We start from the raw sequence: 25,183 nt of genomic DNA on the forward strand, positions 1-25,183 counted from the left end.
ACCGATCACCTCCGGGGACCCGTGAGCGCTGCACAGCCTGTGACACCGATGGCTCAGCGCATCCGACGCCTGGCGCTGGCCCTGCTCTGCGGCCTGTTCCTGCTGGGCGGGAACCCTTCCCCCGCAAGCGCTCTCAACGACGGCCAACAGCTGGTGGTGGAGAGCTGGCGCCTCGTGAACCAGAGCTACGTGGATCCCGATCGCTTCGACACGATCCATTGGAAACGCCTGCGTCAGAAGGCGCTGGAGCGTCCCATCCAAAGCAGCGCTGACGCCTACGACGCCATTGATTGGATGCTCGCCCCCATCGGCGACCCCTACACCCGGCTGCTCAGGCCGAGTGATTTCACAGCGCTCAAGGCCAGCACCCAGGGCAGCGTGAGCGGCGTGGGCCTGCAACTGGGCATCCGCCAAGACGACACCGCTGTGGTGGTGATCGCACCACTGGAGGGATCTCCCGCCGCCGAAGCCGGGATCGTGAGCGGCACCGAACTGGTGCGGGTGGATGGCACCCCCACAGCAGATCTGGGACTGGAAAGCACCGCAGCCCGGCTGCGTGGGGTTGAGGGAACAGCGGTTCTGCTGGAGATCAAGCCACCGGAAGGGCGCTCGCGGGAGGTGGAGCTGCAGCGCCGGAAGGTGGATCTGCTGCCGGTGCGCCAGCGCCTGATCGAACAGGACGGCCACCGGCTCGGCTATCTGCGCATCACCCAGTTCGCCGAACCGGTGCCGCAGCAGGTCGCCGCAGCGCTGAACGAGCTGCAGGAGCAGGGCATCGAAGGCCTGGTGCTGGATCTACGCAACAACTCCGGCGGGCTGGTGAGCGCCGGGCTTGCCGTGGCGGATCAACTGCTTGATGGCGCTCCCATTGTGGAGACCCGCAACCGCGAAGGATTCAGCGATCCACAGCAAGCCAACCGCGGCCTGCTGTACAGCGGCGCAATGCTCACCCTGGTGAACGGGGGCACCGCCAGCGCCAGCGAAATCCTGGCCGGAGCCCTGCAGGACGATGAACGCTCACCGCTGCTCGGCAACCGCACCTTTGGCAAAGGCTTGATCCAGACCTTGATCGGCCTGGGTGGCGACGGCAGCGGCCTGGCGGTCACCGTGGCCCGCTACGTGACCCCCAGCGGCCGAGACATCCAGAACCTGGGCATCGAGCCCGATCAGCGGTTACCCGAGCCTGAGCCGCTCGACCCAGGCGGTCCGGGCGACCCCTGGCTCAGCCAGGCGCTCGATCAACTGCGCGTTCAGCTGGAGCCAACACTCTGATGGGATCACGCACGTATCACGACCCCCTGCATGGGGCGATCCGTCTCGATCAGGAACAGCCGGCCGAAGCCCTGGCCATTGCTCTGATCGATACCGCGCCATTTCAGCGCCTGCGCCGGATCCGGCAGCTGGGGCCGGCGTATCTCACCTTTCATGGAGCCGAATCCAGCCGCTTCACCCATTCGCTTGGGGTGCTGGATCTGGCGCGGCGGGCCCTGCGGGAACTGAGCCGGTTTCGGCCTGAACTCGAACAACACGCCGGGCTGCTCTTGGCTGCAGCCCTCCTGCATGACGTCGGCCACGGGCCCCTCAGCCACTCCGGCGAGGAGATGTACGGGCTGCATCACGAGACCTGGTCGGCACGGCTGATCCGCGAACACCCGAGCCTGCGGGAGCCGCTGGAGCGCTACGCCCCCGGCACCGCCGAAGCCGTGGCCGATCTGCTGGAGCACGGCCGCTCCCCCTGCCCGGCCATCAAGGCGCTCGTGAGCAGTCAGCTGGATTGCGACCGACTCGATTACCTGTTGCGCGACAGCTACAGCACGGGAACCCGTTACGGCCAGCTGGATCTTGAGCGGATCCTCTCCAGCCTCACCCTCGCGCCCGACGGCAGCCTGGCGCTGCACCCCAAGGGATTGATGGCGGTGGAGCACTACCTCGTGGTGCGCAACCTCATGTATCGGAGCGTTTACAACCACCGGCTGAATGTGGTGTGCAACTGGCTGCTGAGCCGCTGCATCGCCGTGGCCCGCCAACTCGGCCCGCAGCGGGTGTGGGCGGATTCGGTGATGCAGCGCTGGCTCTGGCATGCCAACAGCCTCAACCTCGACGACTTTCTGGGCAATGACGACCACCGCACCGGTTACCACCTGCAGCGCTGGAAAGAGGACGGACCCAATGAGCTTCAGCAGCTCTGCCAACGGGTGCTGGATCGGCGGCTGCTCAAAGCCAGTGATGTGAGCCGACTGAGCCGCGAGCGGCGGCTGGAGCTGCTGGCGCTGGCGCAGCGGCTCAGTGAGCAAGCCGGGCTGCAGGGTGATCTGTGCTGCGGCCTGCAAAGCCAAAAGAACCGGGGCTATCACCCCTATCGAGGGGGGCTCCGACTCTGGGATGGCCAGCAGCTCAGCGCCCTGGAGCAGCGCTCAGGCCTGGTGAGCAGTCTCAGCACCCCAACCGAAAGCGCCTGGCTGATTCACCCCGCCGAAGTGGCCGCACCCCTGCGACAACAGCTGGCCCTGGAAGCGGGCGATGAAGCTTCTTAAGTTGCACGCCATGCAAGCCGGCCACCACCACCTGGAGCTGATGCCCCAGGCCCGCAGCACCGCCTCTCCTCTGGAGGAGGTTGCCGCCTGGCTGAACCGCCAGAGCGCCCCCGGCAGCCTTGGGCTCCATTGCAACGACCGGGTGCTCACGCTTCCGGATGTGCGGAGCATTCAGGAACGGCTCAGCACAGCTGACATCACGCTGGTGCGCGTCGAGGCGACTACGGCCCTTGGGCTGGTGGCCGCAGCTTCCCTGGGGCTGGAGACAGCACTAACAACTTCCAGACCAACTGCGGAGGCATCCCCCAGCGAACCCCCAGCGCTGACGATCCATCGCGGCACCCTGCGATCCGGCGACCATCTCGAGGTGGAGGGATCCCTGCTGGTGCTGGGGGATGTCAATCCCGGTGCGCGGGTCAGTGCCGGTGGGGATGTGCGCGTCTGGGGTCGCCTGCGCGGGGTCGCCCATGCGGGCGCAGGTGGCAATGGCGCTGCCCGCATCGTGGCGCTGCAGTTGCGGCCGCTGCAGCTGCGGATCGCGGCTGCTGTGGCTCGCGGCCCCGAGGATCAACCGCCTCCAGGCTTCTGTGAACAGGCCGTGCTCCGCGGTGGGGCGATCGCGATCGAACCGGCAGAACCGCAGTGGCCAACGCAGCTGGCCGATCTCAGCGGTTAACCAGCCCCAACGCGCCCATCAGACCGGCAATGGACATGAACCAGAGCGGTGAAATCTTGGTGCGCAGCATCAGCACACACACCACCAGCGACACCGCATAGGCCGGGGTGTCGTGGTCGGAAATGCGCAGGATCTTCAAGCCCACCGCAAACAGGATGCCCAGGGTGATGGGCCCCAGCCCACGCTCAAACGCCACCCGCCAGGGACTGTGGCGCAAGCGATTCCAGCTGAGAGCCGCGACCACCATCAGCAGGGTGGAGGGCAGAAGGATGGAGATCTCCGCCATCACACCGCTCAGCACCCCCCAAAGGGGGCCCTCCTTCACGGCCGCTCCCATGCCCAGCAGCCCCACGATCATCGAGCTGGGGCCCGGCGCTGCCTCAGCGATGGCATAGATCTCAGCGAACTGGCGAGAGCTGAGCCAGCAGTACTGATCCACCGCCATGTGGTGGTACTCATTCAGGAGGGTGTTACCTCCCCCCAACGAGAACAGAGACAGGCGAAGGAAGTCGCCGATCACGGCCAACAACTCACGCCAATCCCCGAGTTGCACGGCCTGGCACGCCGCACTCGCAGCAACACTCGCACTCATGGCTTCTCCTGGCGGGGCCAGTACCAGGCCATGGCTAAGGGCCCTGCCACCAACACCAGGGGCACCAGCCGCACATGGAAGACGGTCATGGCGATAAAGCTGGCCCCGGCCAACACCATCGCCACAGGATCGCGGGCGTAAGCCCCGGCGATCTTGAAACCCATCGAGAGGGCCATTCCGGCCGAGGCCGTGATCACACCGGCCAGCACCCGGTCCACCGCCAATGTGGCGTGGAGGTAGTAATAACCAAGGCCAAGCAGCATCAACAGGCTGAACGGCAACAGCAGGATGCCGAGCAGGGCTGCGATTGCACCCGTGAGTCCGCGGAAGCGGCTACCGATGTACACCGCCATGTTGATCTGATTAGGCCCAGGGAAGAGGCGCGCCACCGTGAGGCCGGTGATGAACTCTTCCTTGCCCATCCACTGGCGCTCCTCCACCACAATCCGCTCACTCCAGGCGGAGAGCCCCCCACCAAAAGAGGAGAGCGCCACCTGCTGCATTCCCAAGAACAACTGCAGATGGGTGGGTGCTGGCGCGTCCTCAGCCATCAGTTGTGAACGAAATGGGGGTCGGGCGCCAGCTCACCGTGTTCGTGATAAGTGGGATCAAGCGGATCAGGAGCGCTGTATTTCTTCGCGGCATCCCAGTCGGCTTCAAAGGTGGCGGCCAAGCGCTGAATCACCGCGGGGCAATCGATTTCGATGCCGAGCTCACGGCGCACATCAAAGGCGCTGCGATCAATGTTCATCGAGCCGGTCATCGCCGCCTTGCCATCCACCAGGATCAACTTGGCGTGCAGTTTGAGTTGTTTCTGGCGGCGGATCTTCACGCCGAACAGCTCCATCACCCGCAGGGAGCTGAAGGTGTCGTACACATCCCAATCGCTGAGGCCGTGCTTGCCGCCGCAGAGCACCCGCACCTTCACGCCACGTTCCCGCGCCGCCACGATCCGCTCGAGGATCACGGCATCCACGAATTTCGGATGCTGAATCCAGAGGGTCTTGCGGGCGGCATCGATTACCCGGGCCATCTGACCACGGCTGTGGGCGTTGCTCCACACCAGCCCCACATCCAGGCGCGGCTCGAAAAAGCTGCGATGCCAATCCGCCTCAAAGCCCGCACGCACCTGTTCGATCACCACGGGGTCATGGCTGATCACGCCGTAGTCGCGGGTTTCGGTGAAGTATTTCTCCGAGAGGTTGAACGTGGCGATCAAGGCGGCATGGCCGTCGATCACGATTGATTTTTCGTGGGTGACCGGGAAGCACTCACTCGTCCACACCACCTCGATGCCATGGCTCTGCAGCAGAGCAAAGGCTTCATCGTTCCAGCGGTCGCCACCGGAGGTATGGGGGTTGAGCATCACCCGTACCCGCACGCCGCGCTCGCGGGCCCGGAAGAGGGCCTGCTCGATCTGCTCGCTCTGCAGCTTGAACTGCTTCAGCAGCAGTTCCTCGCGGGCCTGATCAATCAGCTCCACCACCGCGGCGCCCCCGTCATCGGGCATCACAAGCAACCGCTGCTGACCGCTGGAGGCGGCGACCATGACTCTGATCAGGAAGTAGGCCAGTTCTAAAGGGCCTCCTAAGCCTTTGCCCAGTACGAGCGACACCAAGCCAAGTCATCAAATGGCCTTAACCTGCCTCGATTCCAGACCGTGCCCGTGACCACCTCGGGGAGCCGCTCCATCCTGATTTGCTCAGGCAAAGGGGGCGTGGGAAAAACCACGCTCACTGCAAACCTGGGCATCGCCCTGGCCCGCCAAGGCATGCGCACCGCTGTGCTCGATGCCGACTTCGGCCTGCGCAACCTCGACTTGCTGCTGGGGCTCGAGAACCGGATCGTGTACACCGCCCAGGAAGTGCTGGCCGGCAACTGCCGTCTGGATCAGGCCTTGGTGAAGCACAAGCTCGAGCCCAACCTCGCGCTGCTTCCGGCGGGCAATCCCCGCATGCTCGAGTGGCTCAAGCCCGAAGACATGCAAACGATTGTGGGCATGCTGCGCGAGAGCTTCGACATCGTGCTGATCGACTGCCCTGCTGGCATTGAAGACGGCTTCAAAAACGCCGCGGGCGCCGCGGAAGAAGCGATCGTGATCACCACCCCGGAAGTGTCCGCCGTGCGGGACGCCGACCGCGTGATCGGCCTGCTCAACACCCGCGGCATCAAGCCGATCCAGCTTGTGCTCAACCGGGTGCGGCCAAAGATGATGGCCAACCAGGAAATGCTGGCCGTTGACGACGTGACCGACATCCTGGCCCTGCCGCTGCTTGGTCTGGTGCTGGAAGACGAGCAGGTGATCGTGAGCACCAACCGCGGCGAGCCCCTCACCCTCAACGGCAGCAGCTCCCCCGCCGCGCAGGCCTACAACAACATTGCCCGGCGCGTCTGCGGGGAAGACGTGCCCCTCATCGACCCAGCCAAGGTGCGGCGCGGCCTACGGGCCAAGCTCGGCCGCCTGATGCAAACCAAGATCTTCTGAGCCGATGACCCTGCGCGATTTCATCAACAAGCTGCTCGGTCGCCAGCCCGCCAGCGCCACCACCGCCAAGCAGCGGCTTCAGCTGGTGCTTGCCCACGACCGCAGCGACCTCAATCCCGAGCTGCTGGAGCAGATGCGCCGGGAAATCCTCGAAGTGGTGAGCCGCTACGTGGAGATCGACATCGAGGAAGGCGACGTGAGCCTGGAAACCGAAGACCGCGTCACCGCCTTGGTGGCCAACCTCCCCATCCGGCGCACCAAGCCGCTGCCTGTCGAGGAGCCACACGACGAGAAGGCAGAAACCGATCCGGTTTGGACCGCCAGCCAGGCCTGAGGGGAATGCTCAGGGCATTGCGCACGACGCCGCCATGCCCTCCCCCTCATCGCCAACGGTTACCCCTGCGGAACATCAGGTGCTGCATCACCTGCTGCAAGGCCTGAACAACCGTTCGATCGCATCAGCCCTGGTGCTGAGCCCACGCACGGTGGAGAACCACATCTCTCGGCTGCTGGCGAAAACCGGCTGCCAAAGCCGCACCCAGCTGCTGCTCTGGGCCCAGGTCGAACGATAAGCTCGCTGCCGGAGGGAAACCTCCGATGCCGGCTTAGCTCAGTGGTAGAGCAGCGCTTTTGTAAAGCGAAGGCCATCGGTTCAAATCCGTTAGCCGGCTTCTCACCCTTTCTCGGATGCCGATCCGAAACGATCGCCTGGATCCTGCCCGGGGGGTGTGGTTAGCTGCCGGCCTGTTTGCGGCGATCTGCCTGAGCCTGCAGGTCTGGCGAATCTGGAGTCTCAACGCCACCTACGACCAAGGCCTGTTCCTACAGGAGATCTGGAATGGTCACCTCGGGCGTCCCTTCGAGAGCACCTTGGCGTCGCAGCTCTCCACGCCGGTGTTGGTCGAAGGCAGCGCCCTCCCGAAGCTGGGCTACTTCCATCTGGGCCAACATTTCACCCCTCTGTTGATGCTGTGGCTGCCGTTGGTGCTGCTGCTGGGGGTCTGGAGCCTGCCGTTGATTCAGGTGGGTTTGCTCGCAGCAGGTGGCTTGGTGTTGCACCAACTAGCGCGGGCAGACCTACCGCCTCGCCTCGCCGCCTGGATCACCTGCAGCTATTTCGCCGCTGGCATCGTGATCGGGCCTGCACTGGAGAACTTTCACGATCTCTGCGCGATTCCGCTGCTGAGCTTTGGGCTGCTGCTCGGCATCCGGCGCAACCGGATCTGGCTGTATGCCCTTTGTGCCCTGCTGCTTCCGTTTGTACGCGAGGACGTGGGGCTACTGAGCTTCAGCTTTGGCCTCTGGATGCTGGTGCGCTGTAAGGGGAGTTGGCGCTGGGCGGGCCTGGGCCTCTGCCTCTACTCGGTCTTGATGGTGGTGATGATCACAAACCTCTGGATGCCGCTCTTCGGCAGCGAGGTGAAAGACCGCTTCATGGAGGAGCGCTTTGGCCAGTTCCTGGCGATGCAAAACGGTCGAGGAACCACCCTTGATGTGCTGAAGGCCATGGCCAGCCAGCCGCTGCTGCTGCTTCAAGAACTGGTGCAGCCGCTGGGGCCCACGCTCAAGTTTCTGATCACGTTGTGGCTGCCTCTGGCCTTTCTTCCCGCCGCAGGCGTGGATGGGTGGCTGTTGATGGCAGGCCCCCTGTTTGTGGCCCTCAGCTCCCAGGGGGGCAATGCCCTAGCGGTGACGCTGCGGTTTGTTCTGTATTTGGTTCCAGGGGTGTTCGCCGGTGGAATCCTCTGGTGGAAACGCCATCCAAACCTGTTTCACGAGCGCTGGCTCAAGCGGCTCTGGCGCACCGCCCTCGTGCTCTCGGTGCTATTCACCGTCACCGGCAATCCACACCGAAGCCTTTCAGCGCTGATTCCCGACAGCGTTCAGCCATGGGTTTACGTGTCGCCATGGCGGCAGGTCCAGCGCGGCTTCGAAACGCGAGCGTTGTTGCACACCATTCCAGCGCAAGCCAGCGTGGCTGCGGAAACCCAGCTTGTGCCGCTGCTGGCGGAACGGCGCGTGCTGCTGCGCTTTCCCGAAAGCCATGCCTACACCGATGAACAGCAGCAAACCCGCCCGGCCGACTGGGTGGTGAGCCAGCCTGGGTTCAATGCCGACTACGCCCCAGCCTTCCGCCGCAATGGCGCCTGGGTACGCCGCAGTCAGGCCAAGATTCAAGAGCTGCTGGCCGATGGCAGCTACCGGGTTCATCGGTGCGATCAACGGGGCATCGTGCTGCGCCACCAAAGCGTGACCGTCTCCCCCAGCGATGAGCCCAGCCCCCAGGGGGGGGAGGCCTGCGTGCGCGAGCAATTCGCACGTGCCCTTGCCCAGATGAAGCAGCGCGGCGATGCCTCCAAGCCAGAGGATCAGGGCTGAGCTTGAGCCCGGCGCAGCACCACCAGGCCACGATCTTGATGCACCTGGCGATACTCACCACTGGCCTGCAGCGAGGCCAACTGATCCAGCAGCAACCGCTGCATCTCGGCTTCTTCCCTGAACACCGGAACCATCGGCGTGTAATACCCCGGGTAAGCCACCACCCAATCCACCGAAAAGGTTGCTCCATCGCGATCGCGGTACTGCACACCATTCGGAAGGCGGATGGCCACCTCACGCCTAGCGAGCAAAGGCAATAGCGGTGTATCGGCAGCCACGCTGGCCTGGGGGGGCACCAGCGCCACGGCCTTGAGCGCTGCAGCCCGGCGACTGAGCATCTGTGCGGGTGACACATGCACCCAAGGAACAAAGCTGTCGGGCACAATCGCCGAGAGGCTGCGATGTGGGTTGCCAACCAGGGCCAGCGTTAGCGCCAGGCTGAGGGCCCCCGTCCATGCCGGCCGCACCCAGCGCTGCTGCCAGAAGCCGGGGTGCGCTTTCCACCAAAGCAGCGATCCCATGTAAAGACCGGGCACTAGGGCCAGCACATAGCGGAGGTTCACAGCAAGCGCGGTGCGCCCCTGTGACAGCAATGCCACGAGCAATGGCGCCGAGACCAGCAGCGCCACATCGATCGAAACCAAGGGCACCAAGAGCAGCGGCAGGCTGAGGGCGAGCAAGAAACCCAGGGTTGTGCCTGGTGGGCTGACCAAAGCAGCCAGGAGAGCCCCGGGCCTCCGAAGCATGGCCAGCACAACCTGCACAGTGCCGCCCGACACGTCATCGACCAGGTGGCCAAACTTCTCCTGGAGAAAGCGATCCGAGAGCGAGGAATCAAACGAGGGCTGGATGGCAGTGGTCATCACCACAACCCAGACCAGGGAGAGCAGCATCAATGCCGCACCAACCCAGCGCGCACCCGGGCGACGCACAACTGCCCAGAGCCCCAGGGAAAACAGCACCAAACCGCTGTCTTCTCGAACCAACAACAACGGCAGCGCCGCACAGGCCACCTGCCACCAGCGCCGTTCCAGCAGGCCTTCAATCACCAGAAAACCAAGCAGTGGCAGCCAGATCAGGTCGTGAAAGTTCTCGAGCATCGGCCCGATCACCGCACCACTGAGGTAGTAGGCGCAGGTGAGGCGTAGGGCGAGTGCCTGATTGAGATAGCGGCTGGCCACTCGCCAAAACACCAGCCCAGCAGCCGTGAGCAACGTGACCTGCAGCAAGGGCAGGGCCCACGGGCCGATCCAAACCACCAATGGAGCTGCCAGAAGGGTCAGGGCATTGGCGTGCTGACCGAGATGCAGATAGTCGATGCGAGGGAGATCTCCATGCACCGCCACCGCACCGGAAAGAACCGACGACAAACTGCTTTCAAAAGGCCGACCCTGGGCTGTCGACCACAGTTCCTGCAGGAACAGGGCTTGGTCGTAGGTGGCTGTGAGGCTCTCCAGCCTCCAGATCTGCACGAGCATCCCGAAGAGCCAGAAACCCGCGGCCAGGAACCAGACCGTGCGGGGCCAGTGCTGGTTCCGAGGCCCGGCTGTCTCCCCGGGCTGATGATCAGCGAGCAATCCGGCACAAGCGCAAACAGAGGGTTCAATCTGCATGAAAAAGGGGCCCCTTGCGGGACCCCCTTTGCTGTCTGATGGAGCGTGCGATCAGAGAGCGTTGCCGCGGGGCAGAACCTCTTCAGGGAAGACGAAGTTTTCGTGCGGCTGGTCAGCCGGTGCCATCCAGGCACGCAGACCTTCGTTCAGAAGAATGTTCTTCGTGTAGAAGGTCTCGAATTCAGGATCCTCAGCAGCGCGGATTTCCTGCGACACGAAGTCGTAGGCACGCAGGTTGAGGGCCAGGCCGATGATGCCGATGCTGCTGGTCCACAGACCCATCACCGGCACGAACAGCATGAAGAAGTGCAGCCAACGCTTGTTGGAGAACGCGATCCCGAAGATCTGGCTCCAGAAGCGGTTGGCGGTCACCATCGAATAGGTCTCTTCTTCCTGGGTGGGCTCGAACGCCTTGAAGGTGTTCGCCTGATCGGAGTCTTCGAACAGGGTGTTCTCCACGGTGGCGCCGTGAATGGCACACAGCAGCGCGCCGCCGAGGATGCCGGCCACGCCCATCATGTGGAAGGGGTTCAGGGTCCAGTTGTGGAAGCCCTGCAGGAAGAGGAGGAAGCGGAAGATCGCTGCCACGCCAAAGCTGGGTGCAAAGAACCAGCTGCTTTGGCCGAGGGGGTACATCAGGAAGACGCTGACGAACACCGCAATCGGGCCGGAGAAGGCGATGGCGTTGTAGGGGCGGATGCCCACCAGACGGGCGATCTCGAACTGACGCAGCATGAAGCCGATCAGGGAGAAGGCACCGTGCAGGGCCACGAAGGTCCACAGACCGCCGAGCTGGCACCAGCGCACGAAGTCGCCCTGGGCTTCAGGGCCCCAGAGCAGAAGAAGGGAATGGCCCATGGCATCAGCCGGGCTGCTCACCGCAGCGGTGAGGAAGTTGCAGCCCTCCAGATAGGAGCTGGCAATGCCGTGGGTGTACCAGGAGGTGACAAAGGTGGTGCCGGTCAGCCAGCCACCCAGCGCCAGGTAGGCGGTGGGGAACAGGAGCAGACCCGACCACCCGACAAAAACGAAGCGGTCGCGCTTGAGCCAGTCATCGAGGACGTCAAACCATCCCCGCTGCGGCGCGCGCCCTACAGCGATCGTCATGAGAGCGGCTTCATGAAGCGTTACACGCGCACTGTACGGGGAACCGGGCGTCTGTGGCGGATCACCCAAACCTGATAGGTAAAAGCTCCTAGCAAGCCATCGAAGCGGTCTTGATTCGCCAAAGTGGGGCCTGGCCGAAATCCCTGCTGTGTTCGTCGTTGAGCTCTCCATCAAGCTGAGCCCCATGCCCGTTGCCGTGCAGCGCAAGGAGCAGGCCGACGCTGAGGCCCTTTATCAACAGGTGAAGCAGGCCATGGAAAGCGGCCACCCCCGCCTGCTGGAGCTGAGCTGCGAGAAGGAGGAAACCAAGCGCGTCTGTCTGCTCACCAGCGAAGTGGTGGCCGTGCAGACCTACGAGAAGTCCGCGATGGGCGGCGGCAGCAAGCGTCCGGGCTTCAGCTTCGATGGCTGATCAGGCCCCCAGCCTGGTGGTGGATCAGCTGGGCTTCGCCTGGCCCAATGGCCACAGTGCCCTCAATCACTGCTGCCTCACCATCCCCCGGCCAGGGCTGTGGATGCTCGTGGGCGGAAACGGAAGCGGCAAAAGCACCCTGCTGCGATTGATCGCCGGGCTGCTGACCCCAGCCCGGGGTCGCCTGCAGCGCCCTCTCAAGCCGGCCTTGGTGTTTCAGAACCCTGATCACCAGCTGCTGCTGCCCAGTTGCGGCAGCGAGATCGAACTGGCCCTCCCCGACACAGTTGCTGCAGCCGAGCGCCTCTCCCGGGTAGAGCAGGCCCTGAATCAGGTGGGGTTAGCCGGTTTCCGGCAACGACCGATTCACAGCCTCAGCGGCGGCCAGAAGCAACGCCTCGCGATCGCCGCGGCCCTGGCCAGCGAAGCCCAGCTGCTGCTGCTGGATGAACCGACTGCCTTGCTGGATGAAACCAGCCAGGCGGAGGTCCTCCAGCTGATCCGCTCCCTATGCGATCGCCAGGAGCAGCCGATCACGGCTCTCTGGATCACCCACCGCCTGGAGGAGCTGCGCTGGTGCGATGGCGCCGCTCTGATGGAACGAGGCAGCATTGGCCCCTGGCGCAGCGGTCAATCGATGGAGCAACAGCTCGCCCCCCTTGCGGGCGGGAAGGGCTGAGGGGTAAGTTCTCTGGGCACCCGTCAGGGCCGCATTCCTCGGTAGCTCAGCGGTAGAGCGATCGACTGTTAATCGATTGGTCGCAGGTTCGAATCCCGCCCGGGGAGCTTGAAAACCCCAGCCTTACGGCTGGGGTTTTTTCATGCCGATGCGATGGAGGGCCCGTTGCTGCAACAACGCCGCTGCATCGCATCGTTGGCCGACAAATTGCAACAGGGCAAACGGAAGAAAACCTGTAAATCCAGCCGGATCCATCAACTCATCAATGCTCGAGAAAGCCTGCGGGGCAGTTGATTTCAGCTTCGAGCAGCCAACATTGAGCGACCAAAAAGTTCTGCAGCTCCTCAATGTTCTGGAGAGAATGTGAGCAACGAACAGCGGCCCTCACCCCGCGGCGCCTGCACTCCACCGCCGGAGATCCACCATGAAGCCCTGCATCCTGCTGATCGAAGACGACAGCGACATGCGCGAGCTGGTGGCCGGCCACCTCGAACACAGCGGCTTCGATGTGCAGCGGGCAGAAGACGGCATCAAGGGTCAAGCCCTGGCGCTGCAATACACCCCGGATCTGATCCTGCTGGATCTGATGCTGCCCAAGGTGGACGGCCTCACCCTTTGCCAGCGCCTACGGCGCGATGAGCGCACCACAGGCATCCCCATCCTGATGCTCACTGCACTGGGGAGCACCAAAGACAAGGTGAGCGGCTTCAACTCCGGGGCCGACGACTACCTCGCCAAGCCCTTTGATCTCGAAGAGCTGCTGGTGCGGATCAAGGCGCTGCTGCGCCGCAGCGACCGGGCCCCCCTCTCGGCCAAGCACAACGAAATCCTCAGCTACGGCGCCCTCACCCTGGTGCCCGAGCGCTTTGAAGCGATCTGGTTCGACGAACCGGTGCGGCTCACCCATCTGGAATTCGAGCTGCTGCATTGCCTGCTGCAGCGCCATGGGCAAACCGTGGCCCCCTCGCTGATCCTCAAGGAGGTGTGGGGCTACGAACCCGACGACGACATCGAAACGATCCGTGTGCATGTGCGCCATCTGCGCACCAAGCTCGAGCCCGATCCCCGCAAGCCCCGTTTCATCAAAACGGTGTATGGAGCGGGCTACTGCCTCGAACTGCCAAGCGGTGCCCACGAAGAGGAACTGGCCCAGCTGGTGCACAACGCCCGCGCCAATCGCCGCACAGCCGCCTGATCGGCAGCGGCTACGCAGCCATCCATCCGCTCAGCTCCAGCAGTGCCACCTCCCAGGCCAAACGGGGCTGCACAAACGAGCGCAGCTGGCGCCGCAGCAGCTCAATGCGTTGCTGTTGAGCGGGCTGATGGCTGAGTCGCCATAGGTGCAGCTGCCACCAGTCGAGCAGCCACAGCTGCTGCTCCACATCGAGCGCCTCGCAGAGATCACGGGCCAGGCTGAGCGCCTCCACCGGGCTGGTGGGCTTGGAGGCACCAGCGGATGCCCCACCCACCAAGGCCGCACAACGCTGCGCCAGCCCCTCCGGCAGCGCCTCCCAGTGCTGACGCTGCTCCAGCAGCGCCCCCGGCGAGCCCGCAGCCAGCTCCACCAGCTCCGGTGGATCCGAGCTGGTGGGCTGCGCCGCCTGGGCCGCCAACACCTGCTGCAGCTGCTCCGGCGCCAACCGGGCAAAGGGAATGGCCTGGCAGCGGGAGCGGATCGTGCTGAGCAGGCGATCAGGAGCCGCCGTCAGCAGGATCAGCAGCCCATCACCAGGCTCCTCCAGGGTTTTGAGCAACGCATTAGCGGCGCCCTCCGCCATGGCCTCCACCGCTTCAATCACCACCAGGCAGCGGTTGGCTTCCACCGGCCGGCGCCCCAGAAACTGCGACACAGCACGCACCTGCTCCAGCCGCAACTGCGGCGGGGCCTTGCGGCTCACGCCGGCCTCAGCGGCCTTGGAGGCCGGCACCAGCTGGCCCTTCTCGCTGTAGGTGGGCTCGACCCAGAGCAGATCCGGGTGGTTGCCCTCCTGCAAGCGGCGGCGCACGGAGGCCGATCCCGCAGGCCCTGCGATCACCCCCTCCAGAAAACGCCGAGCAGCGATCGAGCGCCCCACCCCATCGGGGCCGCAAAACAAATAAGCCGGTGCCAAGCGCTGGCGCTCGAGTGCAGCCAGCAGCAGGGTGGTGGCCTGATGCTGGCCCACCAAACCGTCAAACAGCTCAGCCATCGACTGGGTCTTCGGCCAGCTTGCAGCGGTGGGTGATGGCCGCCTCCAGGGCCGCGCTCACAGCCTCAGGGGGCTGGGAACCATCCAACCGCTGCCAACCGGGCTGGGCTGCCAGGGCCACAAAACCAGCACAGACACGGGCCAGGAAGGCTTCGCCGCTGGCCTCGATGCGATCGGCGGCCCGGTGGCCGCGCCGCCGCAGCGATTCCTCCAGCGGCACATCCAGCAGCAGGGTGAGATCGGGCTGCAGCCCCCGGCAGGCAATCAGGCTGAGCTGGTCAATCAGCGCGAGGGAGAGGCCGCGGCCATAACCCTGGTAAGCGGCGGTGGAGCCGCTGAAGCGGTCGCTGAGCACCCAATGCCCTGCCTCCAGGGCCGGAAGGATCTGCTGCTGCACGTGCTGAGCCCGATCCGCCGCATAGAGCAGCAGCTCTGCAGTGCTGCAGGGTGCCGCCGCCCCCGGCGGATGCAGCAGCAACTGGCGCAGGGCGCGCCCCAGCTCCGTGCCACCGGGTTCCCGGGTCACCATCAACTGGGCGCCCTCCGGCATCAGGCCGCTACGGGGGAGCCAGTGGCGCAGGTGCTCGATCTGTGTGGTCTTGCCGCAACCATCGATGCCTTCGAGCACCAGGAACCGACCGCGCTCAGTCATGTCCACCGAGCAGCAGGGCATTCACCACCACGGTGATCGAACTGAGGGCCATCAGCAACGCTGCCAGAGGAGGGGAGAGCACCACGCCGAAACCCGGCAGCAGGGCGCCGGCGGCCAGGGGCAACACCAGCAGGTTGTAGCCGAAGGCCCAAGCCAGGTTTTGGCGCACCTTGGCCATGGTGCGGCGGGCCAACTGCAGGGCCTGGGGGATCGCGGTGAGGCGATCGCCGAGCACCACCAAATCGGCGGTATCCATCGCGATCTGCGTGCCAGTGCCCACGGCGATCCCCAGATCCGCGGCCGCCAGCGCCGGAGCGTCGTTGATGCCATCGCCCACCATCGCCACCGGGCCGCGGCCAGCGCCCTGCTGCAGCCGCTCCAGCTTCTGCTGGGGCAGCAGCTCCCAGGCCAATTGATCGGTGTGCAGACCCAGGGCCTCGCCGAGGCGCTGCACAGGACCCTGCCGGTCGCCGCTGAGGACGCCCAGCCGCAGCCCCATGGCCTGCAAGGCCGCCAGCGCTTCTGAGGCATCCGGGCGCACGAGATCTTCGATCGCCAGCAGCGCCAGCAGCTGATGCTCAGCGCTCAGCGCCACCACCGTGGCGCCACGGCCTTCCTGCTCCTGCAGCCACCGCTGCAGCTCGGCGGAGACCACCACACCGTCAGCGGCAATCCAGCCGGGGCGGCCAAGGCGGCAGCGGCCGTAGCCCGCCACGGTTCCCTCCAGGCCATCGCCCGCGATGGTGCGGGGCTGCTCCACGCTGAGCAGGGGCAGCTCCAGCTCCTGGGCCCGCTGCAACAGGGCATGGGCCAGGGGATGACGGGTATCGGCTTCAAGGCTGGCGGCCAGCTGCACCAAAGCCGCCTCCTCGAGGCCAGCCTGCGCCGGCTGCAGGCCGCTGAGGCTGGGGCGGCCGATGCTCAGGGTGCCGGTCTTGTCGAAGAAGACAGTCTTCAGGGCCGCGGCCGTTTCGATCACATCGCCGCCACGAAACAGGATGCCGGCCTTGGCGGCTCGGCCCGTGCCCACGGTGATCGCCGCGGGGGTGGCCAAGCCCAGGGCGCAGGGGCAGGCCACCACCAGCACGGCAATGCTGAGCTGCAAGCCCAGCACGAAAGGCGTTTCAGCCGACAACCCCAGGCTTTGGTGGCCGCCATGGGCATGCATCGCCGGGGCTGCCGACAGCACTTGAGGCCACAGCTGCGCACCCACGAGCCACCAAAACAACAGAGTGGCCAGCGCCAGCAGCATCACCGCCACGCTGAAGCGGCCTGCCACCCGATCGGTTAAGCCCTGAATCGGGCCTTTGCGCGATTGGGCCTGCTCCACCAGGGCAATGATCCGGGCCACAGCGCTGTCGCTGCCAGGGCGCACCACCTCCAGCAGCAGCGGTGCCTGCAGGTTGAGGCTGCCGGCCGCCAGCTCAGAGCCGGCACTCACCTCCTGGGGCAAGGGTTCGCCGGTGAGGCTGGACACGTCGAGGTTGGAGAGCCCCTCGAGCACGCGGCTATCCACGGGAACCCGATCACCGGGCAACAAGCGCAGGCGATCACCGGGGCGCAGAGCACCCACGCGAACGGGGCGGGTGATCGCCTCATCCCCCGTGCCCACCACCAGCAACGCCTCATCGGGTTGCAGCCGCGCCAATTCCTGCAGGGCGCGGCCGGTGCGGAAGCGAGCCCGCTCCTCCAGAAAGCGGCCCAACAGCACAAAGCCCAGCAGCATCACGGGCTCGTTGAAGAAGCACTGCCAACCCACGGCCGGCCAAATCAGGGCCACGAGGCTGGCCAGATAGGCGCTCGCCATCCCCAGGCCCACGAGCGTGTCCATGCCCGGGGCACCGGCGAAGGCCGAGCGGGCTCCGCGCACCAAGATTGATCGCCCCGGCACAGCCAGGGCCACGGTGGCCACCAGGGCGTGCACCCGCATGTCTGCGAGCCAGGGGAGCGGCAGCTGGCCCATCTCGGCCAGGTGGCCCGCCGCCGACACCAGCAGCAACACCAGAGCCACCACCAACTGCTGCCAGCGCTGCCACCAGCTCTGTTGCTGCCGGCGCTCCGCCGGGGTACTGGCCTGGTCTTCACGGCGATGGGCCTGATAGCCCATACCCAACAGGGCCTCGATCAGCGCTTCGCTGGGGTCGTGGTCGTTCTGGGCGAGCAGGGCTGGATCCAACCCCACCCAAGCCGTGCGGTTGAGCAGGCTGACGCTGGCCTGGCGGACACCGGGCTGGGCCAACAGGCGCTGCTCCACAGCGCGCACGCAGCCTCCACATTTCATGCCCTCCACCTCGAGCAGCAGGGCAGCCACAGGCTGGGATGCGGATTCAGGGCCGCTGCTCACGGGGCTGGGGGTGGGCGACTCCAAGGCTAGGGAGTGCGAACAGCCAAGGCATCCCTCGCCCCAGGCAGGTGAGGATGGCCCCACGCAGCTCCACCACCCCCGTGCCCCGCTCTCAGCGCAACGACAACTTCATCGACAAGAGCTTCACGGTGATGGCCGACCTGATCCTCAAGGTGCTGCCCACCAACCAGCGCGCCAAGGAGGCCTTCGCTTACTACCGCGATGGCATGAGCGCTCAGGCCGATGGCGAATACGCCGAAGCACTCGACAACTACGCCGAAGCGCTGAAGCTGGAGGAAGACCCCAACGACCGCGCCTTCATCCTTTACAACATGGCGCTGGTGTACGCCAGCAACGGTGAGCACGAGAAGGCCCTGGAGCAGTACGGCCAGGCCCTCGATCTCAACAGCAAGATGCCCCAGGCCCTCAACAACATGGCGGTGATCCACCACCACCTGGGCTCCCTGGCGGAAGAAAACGGCGACGGTGACCTCGCCGATCGCCATTTCGATCAGGCCGCTGATCTGTGGACCAAAGCGATCCGCCTGGCCCCGAACAACTACATCGAAGCCCAGAACTGGCTCAAAACCAGCGGCCGCGGCAACGTCGACGTGTACTTCTGAGGCAACCGCCTCAGGCCCGGTCATCGGCGGGGTTCACGCCAAGGGCCGCCACCAACGCCTCCGCCACCCCGCCGGCTTCCAGCAGCTGCAGATCCAGGCCCGCCGCCAGGCGCCCCAGACCACTGCCCTTGGGCACCACGGCCCGGCGGAAGCCCAATCGCGCTGATTCCTGCAGGCGCTGCTCCAGCTGTGCCACAGGCCGCAGCTGCCCGCCCAAGCCCAGCTCACCGATCAACACCGTGCCCGGCGGGAGGGTGAGATCGCGGTAGCTGGCCACCACCGCAGCAGCCACGCCGAGATCGGCTGCCGGCTCTTCCACCTCGAGGCCGCCAGCCACTGCCAGGTAGCAGTCGAAACGCGACAGCGGCAGGCCCAGGTGTTTCTCAAGCACCGCCAGGATCTGGTGGAGGCGATTGGTGCCGATGCCGGTGGCGGTGCGGCGCGGGCTGGAATAACTGGTGGTGCTCACCAGGGCCTGCAGCTCCACCACCAGGGGCCGGGTGCCTTCGCAGGCCACGATCGTGGCGGTGCCGGCGCTGGGTTCATCGCTGCCCAGAAACAGCTCACTGGGATTGAGCACCTGGGCCAGGCCCTGGCCGCGCATCTCAAACACCCCCAGCTCATGGGTGGCACCGAAGCGGTTCTTCACCGCCCGCAGGAGCCGGTGACTGGCGAAGCGATCACCTTCAAAGGTGAGCACCGCATCCACCAGGTGCTCCAACACCTTCGGGCCAGCGAGCATGCCTTCCTTGGTCACATGGCCCACAAGCAACAGGGCCGTGTCCTGCCGCTTCGCAATACGGGCCAGGGCCGCAGCGCACTCACGCACCTGGGCGACCGAGCCAGGGGCGCTACCGAGCTCACCGTCGTGAAGGGCCTGAATGCTGTCGATCACCGCTACCGCCGGTCGCAGGGCTTCCAACTCCTGCAGCACCAACTCCAAATCGGTTTCGGCCAACAGCTGCAGGCCAGAGCCACCCGCTTCTGGCGCAGGGAGCTCTTCTTGCTCCTCTGCCAGCCGCCGCCAGCGCAGCTTCACCTGCTGGGCCGATTCCTCAGCACTCACGTAAAGCACCGAATGGCGCGCTGCCATGGCCTGAGCGCTCTGCAGCAGCAAGGTGCTTTTGCCGATACCGGGGTCACCGCCCAAGAGCACCAGCGAACCGGGCACGAGGCCGCCACCGAGCACGCGATCCAGCTCGCCGTAGCCGCTGCCCAGGCGCTGCAGGGGCCGATCGCCCACGGCAGCAATCGGCTCAGAACGGCGCGGCGCAGCGGGGATGGCGGCTTCGGCCGGAGCAGCAACAGGCCGGCGGCGGCGGTTGTCGGTGGGGGTGGCCGTCTGCTCCACCAGGGTGTTCCAACTGCCGCAGCTGCTGCAGCGGCCAAAGAACTGGCGGGTCTGGGCTCCGCAGCTCTGGCAGACGTAAAGGCTGGTGGCGCGGGCCAAAACGGTGTATGAAGAAAGGTGGCTGCCGCAGAACCCGGAGGCCTGCCGACCTTTTCAGTAGGTCGAACTACTTAACCCCGTCCACAACGAGTGGCGCAATGACGGCCTCAACCGGCACAACTGCCTCCGCCGCCAAGGAAACGATCCTGGTGGTGGACGACGAAGCCAGCATCCGCCGGATCCTGGAAACGCGGCTTTCGATGATCGGCTATCAGGTGGTGACCGCCTGCGACGGCCAGGAAGCGCTCGAGGCGTTCCGTCGCACCGATCCCGATCTGGTGGTGCTCGACGTGATGATGCCGAAGCTCGATGGCTACGGCGTCTGCCAGGAGCTGCGCAAGGAATCGGACGTGCCGATCGTGATGCTCACCGCCTTGGGCGACGTCGCTGACCGCATCACCGGCCTCGAACTCGGCGCCGACGACTACGTGGTGAAGCCGTTCAGCCCCAAAGAGCTGGAAGCCCGCATTCGCTGCGTGCTGCGCCGGGTTGAAAAAGACAGCGTGGCCGGCATCCCCAACTCCGGAGTGATCCAAGTGGGCGACCTGCGCATCGACACCAATAAGCGGCAGGTATACCGCGGCGAGGAGCGTATTCGCCTCACCGGCATGGAGTTCAGCCTGCTGGAGCTGCTGGTGGGCCGCAGCGGTGAACCCTTCAGCCGCGGCGAAATCCTCAAGGAGGTGTGGGGCTACACGCCGGAGCGTCACGTGGATACCCGCGTGGTGGATGTTCATATCTCCCGCTTGCGCTCCAAACTGGAAGACGATCCGGCCAACCCCGAGCTGATCCTCACGGCCCGCGGCACCGGTTATCTGTTCCAACGCATCGTTGACGCCGTTGCCTCCGAAGCCCTCTGACGCCCCAGGCCACGGCTCCAACCGCCGCGGCCAACCCCGCGCTATCCGTCGGCTGGTGATCTGGTATCGCCGCAATGCAGCGGTGACAAGCCTCGTTGGCACCGCGACGGCCACGGCCAATGCCGCCGGTTCGATGGCAGGTTCTGTGGCTGGTAGCGCTGCCGGCGCCGCCGCTGGTGCGGCGAACACAGTGCTGCAACCGCTGGTGTTCGATCCCCTGCGGCGGCTGCAGCGGGGCGTGGGCGGCAGCGAAGGCACCCCGATCAACGATGCCGACCGCCTCTGGGTTGCCGTGGACGGCATGGGCGGTGACTACGCCCCCGGGCCGATCCTGGAAGGCTGCCTGCGGGCCGTGCGGCTGCTGCCGCTGCGGGTGAAATTCGTGGCGGAAGCGGAAGCCGTGGCCGCCGCCGTGGCCGAACTTGATTTAGCCGACGAGCTGCGGAGCGCCCAGCAAGAGGGCCTGCTGGAGCTGGTGCCCAGCGGTGTGTCGGTGGGCATGGATGAAGAGGCCACCGTGGTGCGCAAGAAGCGCGACGCCAGCATCAACGTGGCGATGGATCTGGTGAAGGCTGGCGAAGCCACGGCCGTGTACTCCGCTGGCAACTCCGGAGCTGTGATGGCCTCGGCGATCTTCCGGCTCGGGCGGCTCAAGGGGATCGATCGCCCCGCCATCGGTGCCCTGTTTCCCACCAAAGATCCTGAGCAGCAGGTGCTGGTGCTGGATGTGGGCGCCAACATGGATGCCAAGCCGGCCTACCTGCACCAGTGGGCCCTGCTCGGCAACATCTACAGCCGCGATGTGCTGCAGGTGAGCCAGCCGCGCATCGGCCTGCTCAACATCGGCGAAGAGGAGTGCAAGGGCAACGACCTAGCCCTGCGCACCTATGCGCTGATGGCGGCGGAAACCCGCTTTCAGTTCGCCGGCAACTGCGAAGGCCGCGACGTGCTCTCCGGCGACTTCGACGTGGTGGTGTGCGACGGCTTCACCGGCAACGTGTTGCTCAAGTTCCTCGAGAGCGTGGGCAGCGTGCTGCTGGATGTGCTCAAGGCGGAACTGCCCCGGGGCCGCCGCGGCAAGGTGGGATCCGCCTTCTTGATGAGCAACCTGCGCCGCATCAAAAAGCGCCTGGATCACGCTGAGCACGGCGGTGCGCTGTTGCTCGGCGTGAATGGCGTTTGTGTGATCGGCCATGGCAGCAGCAAGGCCCTATCGGTGGTGAGCGCCTTGCGCATCGCCCACTCGGCCGCCAACCACGGCGTGATGGAGGATCTGCAGCGCCTCAGCGAGAGCGAGAGCCCTGCCGTGGCCTGTGGTTGACTGACCGCACCGTTGGGCTGAACCGGTGGGGCTGGGCCAAATCAACAGCTGCGGCATGGCCCTGGTGGGCTGCGGCAGCGCCGTTCCCGCCATCAGCGTCAGCAATCAGCAGCTGAGCGAGCGGGTCGACACGAGCGACGAATGGATCCGCACCCGCACCGGCATCGGGGCTCGTCATATCTGCGCGGCTGATGAGCCGCTCACCGTGCTCGCCAGTCGCGCCGCCCAAGCGGCCCTGGAGCACGCGGGCTGGGCCCCCGAGGATCTGGATCTGATCCTGATGGCCACCTCCAGCCCGGATGATCTATTCGGTACGGCTCCGCGGGTGCAGGGCGCCATCGGTGCCCGCAACGCCGTGGCCTTTGATCTCACCGCCGCCTGCAGCGGCTTTCTGTTTGCCCTGATCACCGCCGGTCAGTACCTGCGCGGCGGCGTCATGCGCCGGGCTCTGGTGATCGGCGCCGATCAACTGAGCCGCTGGGTGGACTGGGATGACCGCACCACCTGCGTGCTGTTCGGCGATGGTGCTGCCGCTGTGGCCGTGGAAGCCTGCCCGGCAGAGCAGGACGGCCTGCTGGGCTTCCGCATGCACTCCGATGGCAGCCGCAACGGCTGCCTCACCCTCGCCCAGACTGATACCCACACCGACGTGCTCGGTGGCGTGCGCGCCCAGGTGGGCGGCTTTGCACCGCTGCGCATGAACGGCCAGGAGGTGTACAAGTTCGCGGTGCGGGAAGTGCCGGCAGTGCTCAAGGAACTGCTGGAGAGCACCGGCACCCCGGCCTCCGATCTGAACTGGCTGCTGTTGCATCAAGCCAACCAGCGCATCCTCGATGCCGTGGCCGATCGCTTCGCCATCCCCCACGAGCGGGTGCTCAGCAATCTGGCCAGCTACGGCAATACCTCCGCCGCCACGATTCCGTTGATGCTCGATGAGGCGGTGAAGGATGGTCGGGTCAAACCCGGAGACCTGATCGCCAGCAGCGGCTTTGGCGCTGGCTTGAGCTGGGGCGGCGCCCTGTTGCGCTGGGCTGGCCCTCAGGGCTGAGGCGACAGGGATTTCAGCCCCGCCGCGTAATCTCCCCCCGACAGTGCAACGCGAGCGGCCATGGGTATCGCCTGGGTGTTTCCCGGACAGGGCTCACAGAAGCTGGGCATGGCCGCCGGGGTGCTCGAGCTGCCAGGCGGCCGCGAGCGCTTCGCCGCCGCTTCGGAGCTGCTGGGGCGTGATCTGCTCGCCATCTGCGCCGGTGAGGCCGAGGGCGAACTGAGCGATCTCAACGACACTCGCAACACCCAGCCAGCGCTGTTCGTGATCGAGAGCCTGCTGGTGGATGGCCTCAAGGCCCAGGGCCGCAGCGCCGATCGGGTGGCAGGGCACAGCCTGGGTGAACTGGTGGCCCTCTATGCCGCGGGCGTGTTTGACGTGAACACGGGGCTGCAGCTGATGAAAACCCGCAGCGAGCTGATGGCCGCCGCCGGGGGCGGCGCCATGACCGCCGTGATGGGCTTCGATCGCGCCGAACTCGATCAGTTGGTGGGCGCCACCGAAGGGGTGGTGATCGCCAACGACAACAGCAGCGCCCAGGTGGTGCTCTCCGGCAGCCCCGAAGCAGTGGCAGCCGTGAGCGGCCAACTGAAGTGCAAGCGCGCCATCCCTCTGGCCGTGAGCGGCGCCTTCCACTCGCCCTTCATGCAAAGCGCAGCCGATGCCTTTGCGACGGCACTGGAGGCTGTGCCCTTCAACGATGCGGCGATTCCGGTGCTGAGCAACACCGATCCCACCCCTGAAACCAGCGGTGCGGCCCTCAAGCAGCGGCTGCGCAGCCAGATGACCACCGGCGTGCGCTGGCGCGAAACGATGGAGGCCTTCAGCAGCAGCGGGATCGACACCGCCGTGGAGATCGGCCCCGGCAACGTGCTGAGCGGCCTGATCAAGCGCAGCTGCGAAGGGATCACCACCGCCCAGATCAGCGGCGCTGCCGACCTGGCGCTGTGAGCGACATCACCCCGCGGCCGGGCAGCCGGCCGGTGAATGCGGTGAAACGGGTGCTGCGCCGCCGGCGCAAGCCCGCGGAGCCGCCGGCATTGCTGCGCACGCCGAAGCCAAGCCTCACCTACCGGCTGGTGAGCTACCTGCTGGTGTTCCCGATCTACCGGCTGCTGTTCCGCGGCCGCACCGCCGGCAACGCCAATGTTCCCCATGAAGGGGCACTGGTGGTGGTGGCCAACCATGGCTCCCATCTCGACCCGCCCCTGCTGGGCCATGCCCTCGGGCGCCCGGTGGCCTTCATGGCCAAGGCCGAGCTGTTTCGGATCCCTCTGCTGGGGCCGATCATCCGCGCCTGCGGCGCCTACCCCGTGGCCCGCGGTGCCAGCGACCGTGAAGCGATCCGCACCGCCACCGATCGCCTCGAGCAGGGCTGGGCCACCGGTGTGTTCATCGATGGCACCCGCCAAGCGGACGGCCGCGTGAATAACCCCCAGCCCGGCGCGGCGCTTCTGGCCGCCCGCGCCGGCGTGCCGCTGCTGCCGGTGGCGATCATCAACAGCCACCGCGCCCTTGGCACCGGCTCCAAGCACCCGCGGCTGCTGCCGGTGCATATCCGCATCGGCACGCCGATTCCGCCGCCGGCGTCGCGCAAACGGGCTGATCTCGATGCCGCCACCGCCGCCTGCCAGGCCCAGATCAACGCCCTGCTCGATCAGGGCCTGATCAGCGGCCCCGCGCTCCCTCCAGCAGCGGACCGAACCGCGCTGCCGCCCAGCGCCTGAGATCGCGGCCCGTCAACACCCACAGGGCCGCACGGGCCCCATCGCCCCATACCTTGCGCCAGCCCTCCGGCGTGCAGCGCTCTCCGCAGGGCACTTCCACGGGCGTGAGGCCGATGCCACGGCTACCGGCCACCAGACGGCCCACGAGCATGGCTCGCTGCATGTGATCGCTGCTGGTCACCAAGAGCACATGGCGCACCTTGGCGCGGCGCAGGTCCTCCACGATCGAGGTGAAGTTGGTGAGGGTGTCGGTGGCGCGGTAATCCAGCTGCACGCGCCCCTGATCGAGGCCCCGCCGCCCGAACAGCCAATGGGCATATTCCGGATTGCTGCCGCCACTCACCAGCACCGGCAGACCATCCCGCTCCGCCAGTTCAGCGGCCACGCGCTCCCGTTCCACGTCGCCACCGAGCACCAGGATCATCTGGGGCGGAGGCAGCGGCGGCTGCCACAAGCCACGGGAGAACACCAACAGCCCTGCGGCCGCAAGAC

General features: G+C 65.9%; 27 protein-coding genes and 2 tRNA genes. 18 read left to right on the forward strand and 11 right to left on the reverse strand.

The genetic code is table 11. The features are described 5' to 3' along the window. Positions 1–48: 48 nt before the first annotated feature. Genes ctpZ through CB0101_RS14540 form a run of 3 tightly spaced genes read left to right on the forward strand, consistent with a single transcriptional unit; the run spans position 49 to position 3,210 of the window. Positions 49–1,272 carry a carboxyl-terminal processing protease CtpZ gene (gene ctpZ, locus CB0101_RS14530; RefSeq protein ID WP_010304811.1) on the forward strand — a complete coding sequence of 408 codons (1,224 nt, stop codon included), beginning with the start codon at positions 49–51 and terminating at the stop codon, positions 1,270–1,272. Continuing rightward, the gene (locus CB0101_RS14535) at positions 1,272–2,534 is read left to right on the forward strand and encodes an HD domain-containing protein (RefSeq protein ID WP_010304813.1); all 1,263 of its coding nucleotides are present in this window, start codon (positions 1,272–1,274) and stop codon (positions 2,532–2,534) included. The genes ctpZ and CB0101_RS14535 overlap by 1 nt, the downstream gene beginning before the upstream one ends. A gap of 10 nt (positions 2,535–2,544) precedes the next feature. Then, positions 2,545–3,210, forward strand: coding sequence for a septum site-determining protein MinC (locus CB0101_RS14540; protein WP_010304816.1), 666 nt, complete (start codon positions 2,545–2,547; stop codon positions 3,208–3,210). Here the strand turns inward: CB0101_RS14540 and CB0101_RS14545 are convergent. The 3 genes from CB0101_RS14545 to CB0101_RS14555 are packed head-to-tail and all read right to left on the reverse strand — an operon-like array spanning position 3,200 to position 5,351. After that, positions 3,200–3,802, reverse strand: coding sequence for a chromate transporter (locus CB0101_RS14545; protein WP_010304819.1), 603 nt, complete (start codon positions 3,800–3,802; stop codon positions 3,200–3,202). The two genes, CB0101_RS14540 and CB0101_RS14545, sit on opposite strands and share 11 nt — an antisense overlap. After that, entirely contained in the window at positions 3,799–4,353 is a 555-nt protein-coding gene (locus tag CB0101_RS14550; RefSeq protein WP_010304821.1) for a chromate transporter, read from the reverse strand. Before CB0101_RS14550 ends, CB0101_RS14545 begins: the two co-directional genes overlap by 4 nt. After that, positions 4,353–5,351, reverse strand: a complete 999-nt coding sequence (locus tag CB0101_RS14555) for a phosphatidylserine/phosphatidylglycerophosphate/cardiolipin synthase family protein (RefSeq protein ID WP_010304823.1) — start codon at positions 5,349–5,351, stop codon at positions 4,353–4,355. Before CB0101_RS14555 ends, CB0101_RS14550 begins: the two co-directional genes overlap by 1 nt. Before the next feature lie 117 nt (positions 5,352–5,468). Between CB0101_RS14555 and minD the strand changes: the two genes are divergently transcribed. The 5 genes from minD to CB0101_RS14580 all read left to right on the forward strand — a co-directional run bounded on the left by minD (position 5,469) and on the right by CB0101_RS14580 (position 8,666). After that, positions 5,469–6,287, forward strand: coding sequence for a septum site-determining protein MinD (gene minD / locus CB0101_RS14560; protein ID WP_010304826.1), 819 nt, complete (start codon positions 5,469–5,471; stop codon positions 6,285–6,287). 4 nt (positions 6,288–6,291) lie between these two features. Beyond that, positions 6,292–6,621, forward strand: coding sequence for a cell division topological specificity factor MinE (gene minE, locus CB0101_RS14565; RefSeq protein WP_010304829.1), 330 nt, complete (start codon positions 6,292–6,294; stop codon positions 6,619–6,621). A 34-nt stretch (positions 6,622–6,655) separates the two neighbouring features. After that, positions 6,656–6,859 carry a response regulator transcription factor gene (locus CB0101_RS14570; protein ID WP_029552785.1) on the forward strand — a complete coding sequence of 68 codons (204 nt, stop codon included), beginning with the start codon at positions 6,656–6,658 and terminating at the stop codon, positions 6,857–6,859. A 27-nt stretch (positions 6,860–6,886) separates the two neighbouring features. Next, positions 6,887–6,958, forward strand: a tRNA-Thr gene (locus tag CB0101_RS14575). A gap of 16 nt (positions 6,959–6,974) precedes the next feature. Beyond that, the gene (locus CB0101_RS14580) at positions 6,975–8,666 is read left to right on the forward strand and encodes a DUF2079 domain-containing protein (protein WP_010304836.1); all 1,692 of its coding nucleotides are present in this window, start codon (positions 6,975–6,977) and stop codon (positions 8,664–8,666) included. Here the strand turns inward: CB0101_RS14580 and CB0101_RS14585 are convergent. Both CB0101_RS14585 and psbD read right to left on the reverse strand, forming a co-directional pair. After that, on the reverse strand, positions 8,657–10,144 hold the full coding sequence (locus CB0101_RS14585) for a DUF2079 domain-containing protein (protein ID WP_246833784.1): 1,488 nt from the start codon (positions 10,142–10,144) through the stop codon (positions 8,657–8,659). The two genes, CB0101_RS14580 and CB0101_RS14585, sit on opposite strands and share 10 nt — an antisense overlap. Positions 10,145–10,330: 186 nt before the next feature. After that, positions 10,331–11,386 (reverse strand): photosystem II D2 protein (photosystem q(a) protein), encoded by a 1,056-nt coding sequence (gene psbD, locus CB0101_RS14590; protein ID WP_136644189.1) that lies wholly within the window; start codon positions 11,384–11,386, stop codon positions 10,331–10,333. A 184-nt stretch (positions 11,387–11,570) separates the two neighbouring features. Between psbD and CB0101_RS14595 the strand changes: the two genes are divergently transcribed. The 3 genes from CB0101_RS14595 to CB0101_RS14605 all read left to right on the forward strand — a co-directional run bounded on the left by CB0101_RS14595 (position 11,571) and on the right by CB0101_RS14605 (position 12,584). Then, positions 11,571–11,798, forward strand: a complete 228-nt coding sequence (locus CB0101_RS14595; RefSeq protein ID WP_010304987.1) for a hypothetical protein — start codon at positions 11,571–11,573, stop codon at positions 11,796–11,798. Further along, the gene (locus CB0101_RS14600) at positions 11,791–12,477 is read left to right on the forward strand and encodes an ABC transporter ATP-binding protein (protein ID WP_010304989.1); all 687 of its coding nucleotides are present in this window, start codon (positions 11,791–11,793) and stop codon (positions 12,475–12,477) included. The genes CB0101_RS14595 and CB0101_RS14600 overlap by 8 nt, the downstream gene beginning before the upstream one ends. A gap of 35 nt (positions 12,478–12,512) precedes the next feature. Further along, positions 12,513–12,584, forward strand: a tRNA-Asn gene (locus CB0101_RS14605). A gap of 16 nt (positions 12,585–12,600) precedes the next feature. Here the strand turns inward: CB0101_RS14605 and CB0101_RS15780 are convergent. Then, entirely contained in the window at positions 12,601–12,732 is a 132-nt protein-coding gene (locus tag CB0101_RS15780) for a hypothetical protein (protein ID WP_256360104.1), read from the reverse strand. A gap of 169 nt (positions 12,733–12,901) precedes the next feature. Between CB0101_RS15780 and CB0101_RS14610 the strand changes: the two genes are divergently transcribed. Further along, complete coding sequence (locus CB0101_RS14610) at positions 12,902–13,672, forward strand: response regulator transcription factor (protein WP_010304997.1); 771 nt, start codon at positions 12,902–12,904, stop codon at positions 13,670–13,672. Positions 13,673–13,682: 10 nt separating this feature from the next. On the opposite strand, the gene CB0101_RS14615 is transcribed toward CB0101_RS14610, so the two are convergent. Genes CB0101_RS14615 through CB0101_RS14625 form a run of 3 tightly spaced genes read right to left on the reverse strand, consistent with a single transcriptional unit; the run spans position 13,683 to position 17,662 of the window. Continuing rightward, on the reverse strand, positions 13,683–14,666 hold the full coding sequence (locus CB0101_RS14615) for a DNA polymerase III subunit delta' (protein WP_010305002.1): 984 nt from the start codon (positions 14,664–14,666) through the stop codon (positions 13,683–13,685). Next, positions 14,659–15,318 carry a dTMP kinase gene (gene tmk, locus CB0101_RS14620; protein WP_010305006.1) on the reverse strand — a complete coding sequence of 220 codons (660 nt, stop codon included), beginning with the start codon at positions 15,316–15,318 and terminating at the stop codon, positions 14,659–14,661. The genes CB0101_RS14615 and tmk overlap by 8 nt, the downstream gene beginning before the upstream one ends. Further along, a complete protein-coding gene (locus tag CB0101_RS14625; protein ID WP_371413602.1) occupies positions 15,311–17,662 on the reverse strand; it encodes a heavy metal translocating P-type ATPase in 2,352 nt (783 codons plus the stop codon). The genes tmk and CB0101_RS14625 overlap by 8 nt, the downstream gene beginning before the upstream one ends. A gap of 101 nt (positions 17,663–17,763) precedes the next feature. On the opposite strand from CB0101_RS14625, the gene CB0101_RS14630 reads away from it, so the two are divergent. Beyond that, positions 17,764–18,285, forward strand: a complete 522-nt coding sequence (locus CB0101_RS14630; RefSeq protein ID WP_010305014.1) for a photosystem I assembly protein Ycf3 — start codon at positions 17,764–17,766, stop codon at positions 18,283–18,285. A 10-nt stretch (positions 18,286–18,295) separates the two neighbouring features. Here CB0101_RS14630 and radA read toward each other — a convergent pair whose 3' ends face one another. Next, positions 18,296–19,735: a DNA repair protein RadA gene (gene radA, locus CB0101_RS14635; RefSeq protein ID WP_010305017.1), complete on the reverse strand. Its 1,440-nt coding sequence runs from the start codon at positions 19,733–19,735 to the stop codon at positions 18,296–18,298. A 98-nt stretch (positions 19,736–19,833) separates the two neighbouring features. Between radA and rpaB the strand changes: the two genes are divergently transcribed. From rpaB to CB0101_RS14660, 5 genes are read left to right on the forward strand one after another with little or no spacing between them, the layout of a single operon-like run. Further along, complete coding sequence (rpaB, locus tag CB0101_RS14640) at positions 19,834–20,595, forward strand: response regulator transcription factor RpaB (RefSeq protein ID WP_010305022.1); 762 nt, start codon at positions 19,834–19,836, stop codon at positions 20,593–20,595. Next, complete coding sequence (gene plsX, locus CB0101_RS14645) at positions 20,576–21,916, forward strand: phosphate acyltransferase PlsX (RefSeq protein ID WP_010305025.1); 1,341 nt, start codon at positions 20,576–20,578, stop codon at positions 21,914–21,916. Before rpaB ends, plsX begins: the two co-directional genes overlap by 20 nt. A 55-nt stretch (positions 21,917–21,971) precedes the next feature. Then, complete coding sequence (locus CB0101_RS14650; RefSeq protein ID WP_043717121.1) at positions 21,972–22,964, forward strand: beta-ketoacyl-ACP synthase III; 993 nt, start codon at positions 21,972–21,974, stop codon at positions 22,962–22,964. Positions 22,965–23,024: 60 nt separating this feature from the next. After that, complete coding sequence (gene fabD, locus CB0101_RS14655) at positions 23,025–23,915, forward strand: ACP S-malonyltransferase (RefSeq protein ID WP_010305032.1); 891 nt, start codon at positions 23,025–23,027, stop codon at positions 23,913–23,915. 32 nt (positions 23,916–23,947) lie between these two features. Then, positions 23,948–24,691, forward strand: coding sequence for a 1-acyl-sn-glycerol-3-phosphate acyltransferase (locus CB0101_RS14660; RefSeq protein ID WP_210409983.1), 744 nt, complete (start codon positions 23,948–23,950; stop codon positions 24,689–24,691). Here CB0101_RS14660 and CB0101_RS14665 read toward each other — a convergent pair. After that, complete coding sequence (locus CB0101_RS14665; RefSeq protein WP_010305039.1) at positions 24,633–25,163, reverse strand: YdcF family protein; 531 nt, start codon at positions 25,161–25,163, stop codon at positions 24,633–24,635. The two genes, CB0101_RS14660 and CB0101_RS14665, sit on opposite strands and share 59 nt — an antisense overlap. Positions 25,164–25,183 lie beyond the last annotated feature (20 nt).

The sequence above is a fragment of the Synechococcus sp. CB0101 genome (assembly GCF_000179235.2).
Classification (GTDB): Bacteria; Cyanobacteriota; Cyanobacteriia; order PCC-6307; family Cyanobiaceae; genus Vulcanococcus.

Excerpts from the sequence above, each read along its gene's own strand:
- ctpZ (WP_010304811.1), top strand. The coding sequence starts at position 49 with ATGGCTCAGCGCATCCGACGCCTGGCGCTGGCCCTGCTCTGCGGCCTG.
- CB0101_RS14535 (WP_010304813.1), top strand. The coding sequence starts at position 1,272 with ATGGGATCACGCACGTATCACGACCCCCTGCATGGGGCGATCCGTCTC.
- CB0101_RS14540 (WP_010304816.1), top strand. The coding sequence starts at position 2,545 with ATGCAAGCCGGCCACCACCACCTGGAGCTGATGCCCCAGGCCCGCAGC.
- CB0101_RS14545 (WP_010304819.1), bottom strand. The coding sequence starts at position 3,802 with ATGAGTGCGAGTGTTGCTGCGAGTGCGGCGTGCCAGGCCGTGCAACTC.
- CB0101_RS14550 (WP_010304821.1), bottom strand. The coding sequence starts at position 4,353 with ATGGCTGAGGACGCGCCAGCACCCACCCATCTGCAGTTGTTCTTGGGA.
- CB0101_RS14555 (WP_010304823.1), bottom strand. The coding sequence starts at position 5,351 with ATGGTCGCCGCCTCCAGCGGTCAGCAGCGGTTGCTTGTGATGCCCGAT.
- minE (WP_010304829.1), top strand. The coding sequence starts at position 6,292 with ATGACCCTGCGCGATTTCATCAACAAGCTGCTCGGTCGCCAGCCCGCC.
- CB0101_RS14570 (WP_029552785.1), top strand. The coding sequence starts at position 6,656 with ATGCCCTCCCCCTCATCGCCAACGGTTACCCCTGCGGAACATCAGGTG.
- CB0101_RS14580 (WP_010304836.1), top strand. The coding sequence starts at position 6,975 with ATGCCGATCCGAAACGATCGCCTGGATCCTGCCCGGGGGGTGTGGTTA.
- CB0101_RS14585 (WP_246833784.1), bottom strand. The coding sequence starts at position 10,144 with ATGCTCGTGCAGATCTGGAGGCTGGAGAGCCTCACAGCCACCTACGAC.
- psbD (WP_136644189.1), bottom strand. The coding sequence starts at position 11,386 with ATGACGATCGCTGTAGGGCGCGCGCCGCAGCGGGGATGGTTTGACGTC.
- CB0101_RS14595 (WP_010304987.1), top strand. The coding sequence starts at position 11,571 with ATGCCCGTTGCCGTGCAGCGCAAGGAGCAGGCCGACGCTGAGGCCCTT.
- CB0101_RS14600 (WP_010304989.1), top strand. The coding sequence starts at position 11,791 with ATGGCTGATCAGGCCCCCAGCCTGGTGGTGGATCAGCTGGGCTTCGCC.
- CB0101_RS15780 (WP_256360104.1), bottom strand. The coding sequence starts at position 12,732 with ATGGATCCGGCTGGATTTACAGGTTTTCTTCCGTTTGCCCTGTTGCAA.
- CB0101_RS14610 (WP_010304997.1), top strand. The coding sequence starts at position 12,902 with ATGAAGCCCTGCATCCTGCTGATCGAAGACGACAGCGACATGCGCGAG.
- CB0101_RS14615 (WP_010305002.1), bottom strand. The coding sequence starts at position 14,666 with ATGGCTGAGCTGTTTGACGGTTTGGTGGGCCAGCATCAGGCCACCACC.
- tmk (WP_010305006.1), bottom strand. The coding sequence starts at position 15,318 with ATGACTGAGCGCGGTCGGTTCCTGGTGCTCGAAGGCATCGATGGTTGC.
- rpaB (WP_010305022.1), top strand. The coding sequence starts at position 19,834 with ATGACGGCCTCAACCGGCACAACTGCCTCCGCCGCCAAGGAAACGATC.
- CB0101_RS14650 (WP_043717121.1), top strand. The coding sequence starts at position 21,972 with ATGGCCCTGGTGGGCTGCGGCAGCGCCGTTCCCGCCATCAGCGTCAGC.
- fabD (WP_010305032.1), top strand. The coding sequence starts at position 23,025 with ATGGGTATCGCCTGGGTGTTTCCCGGACAGGGCTCACAGAAGCTGGGC.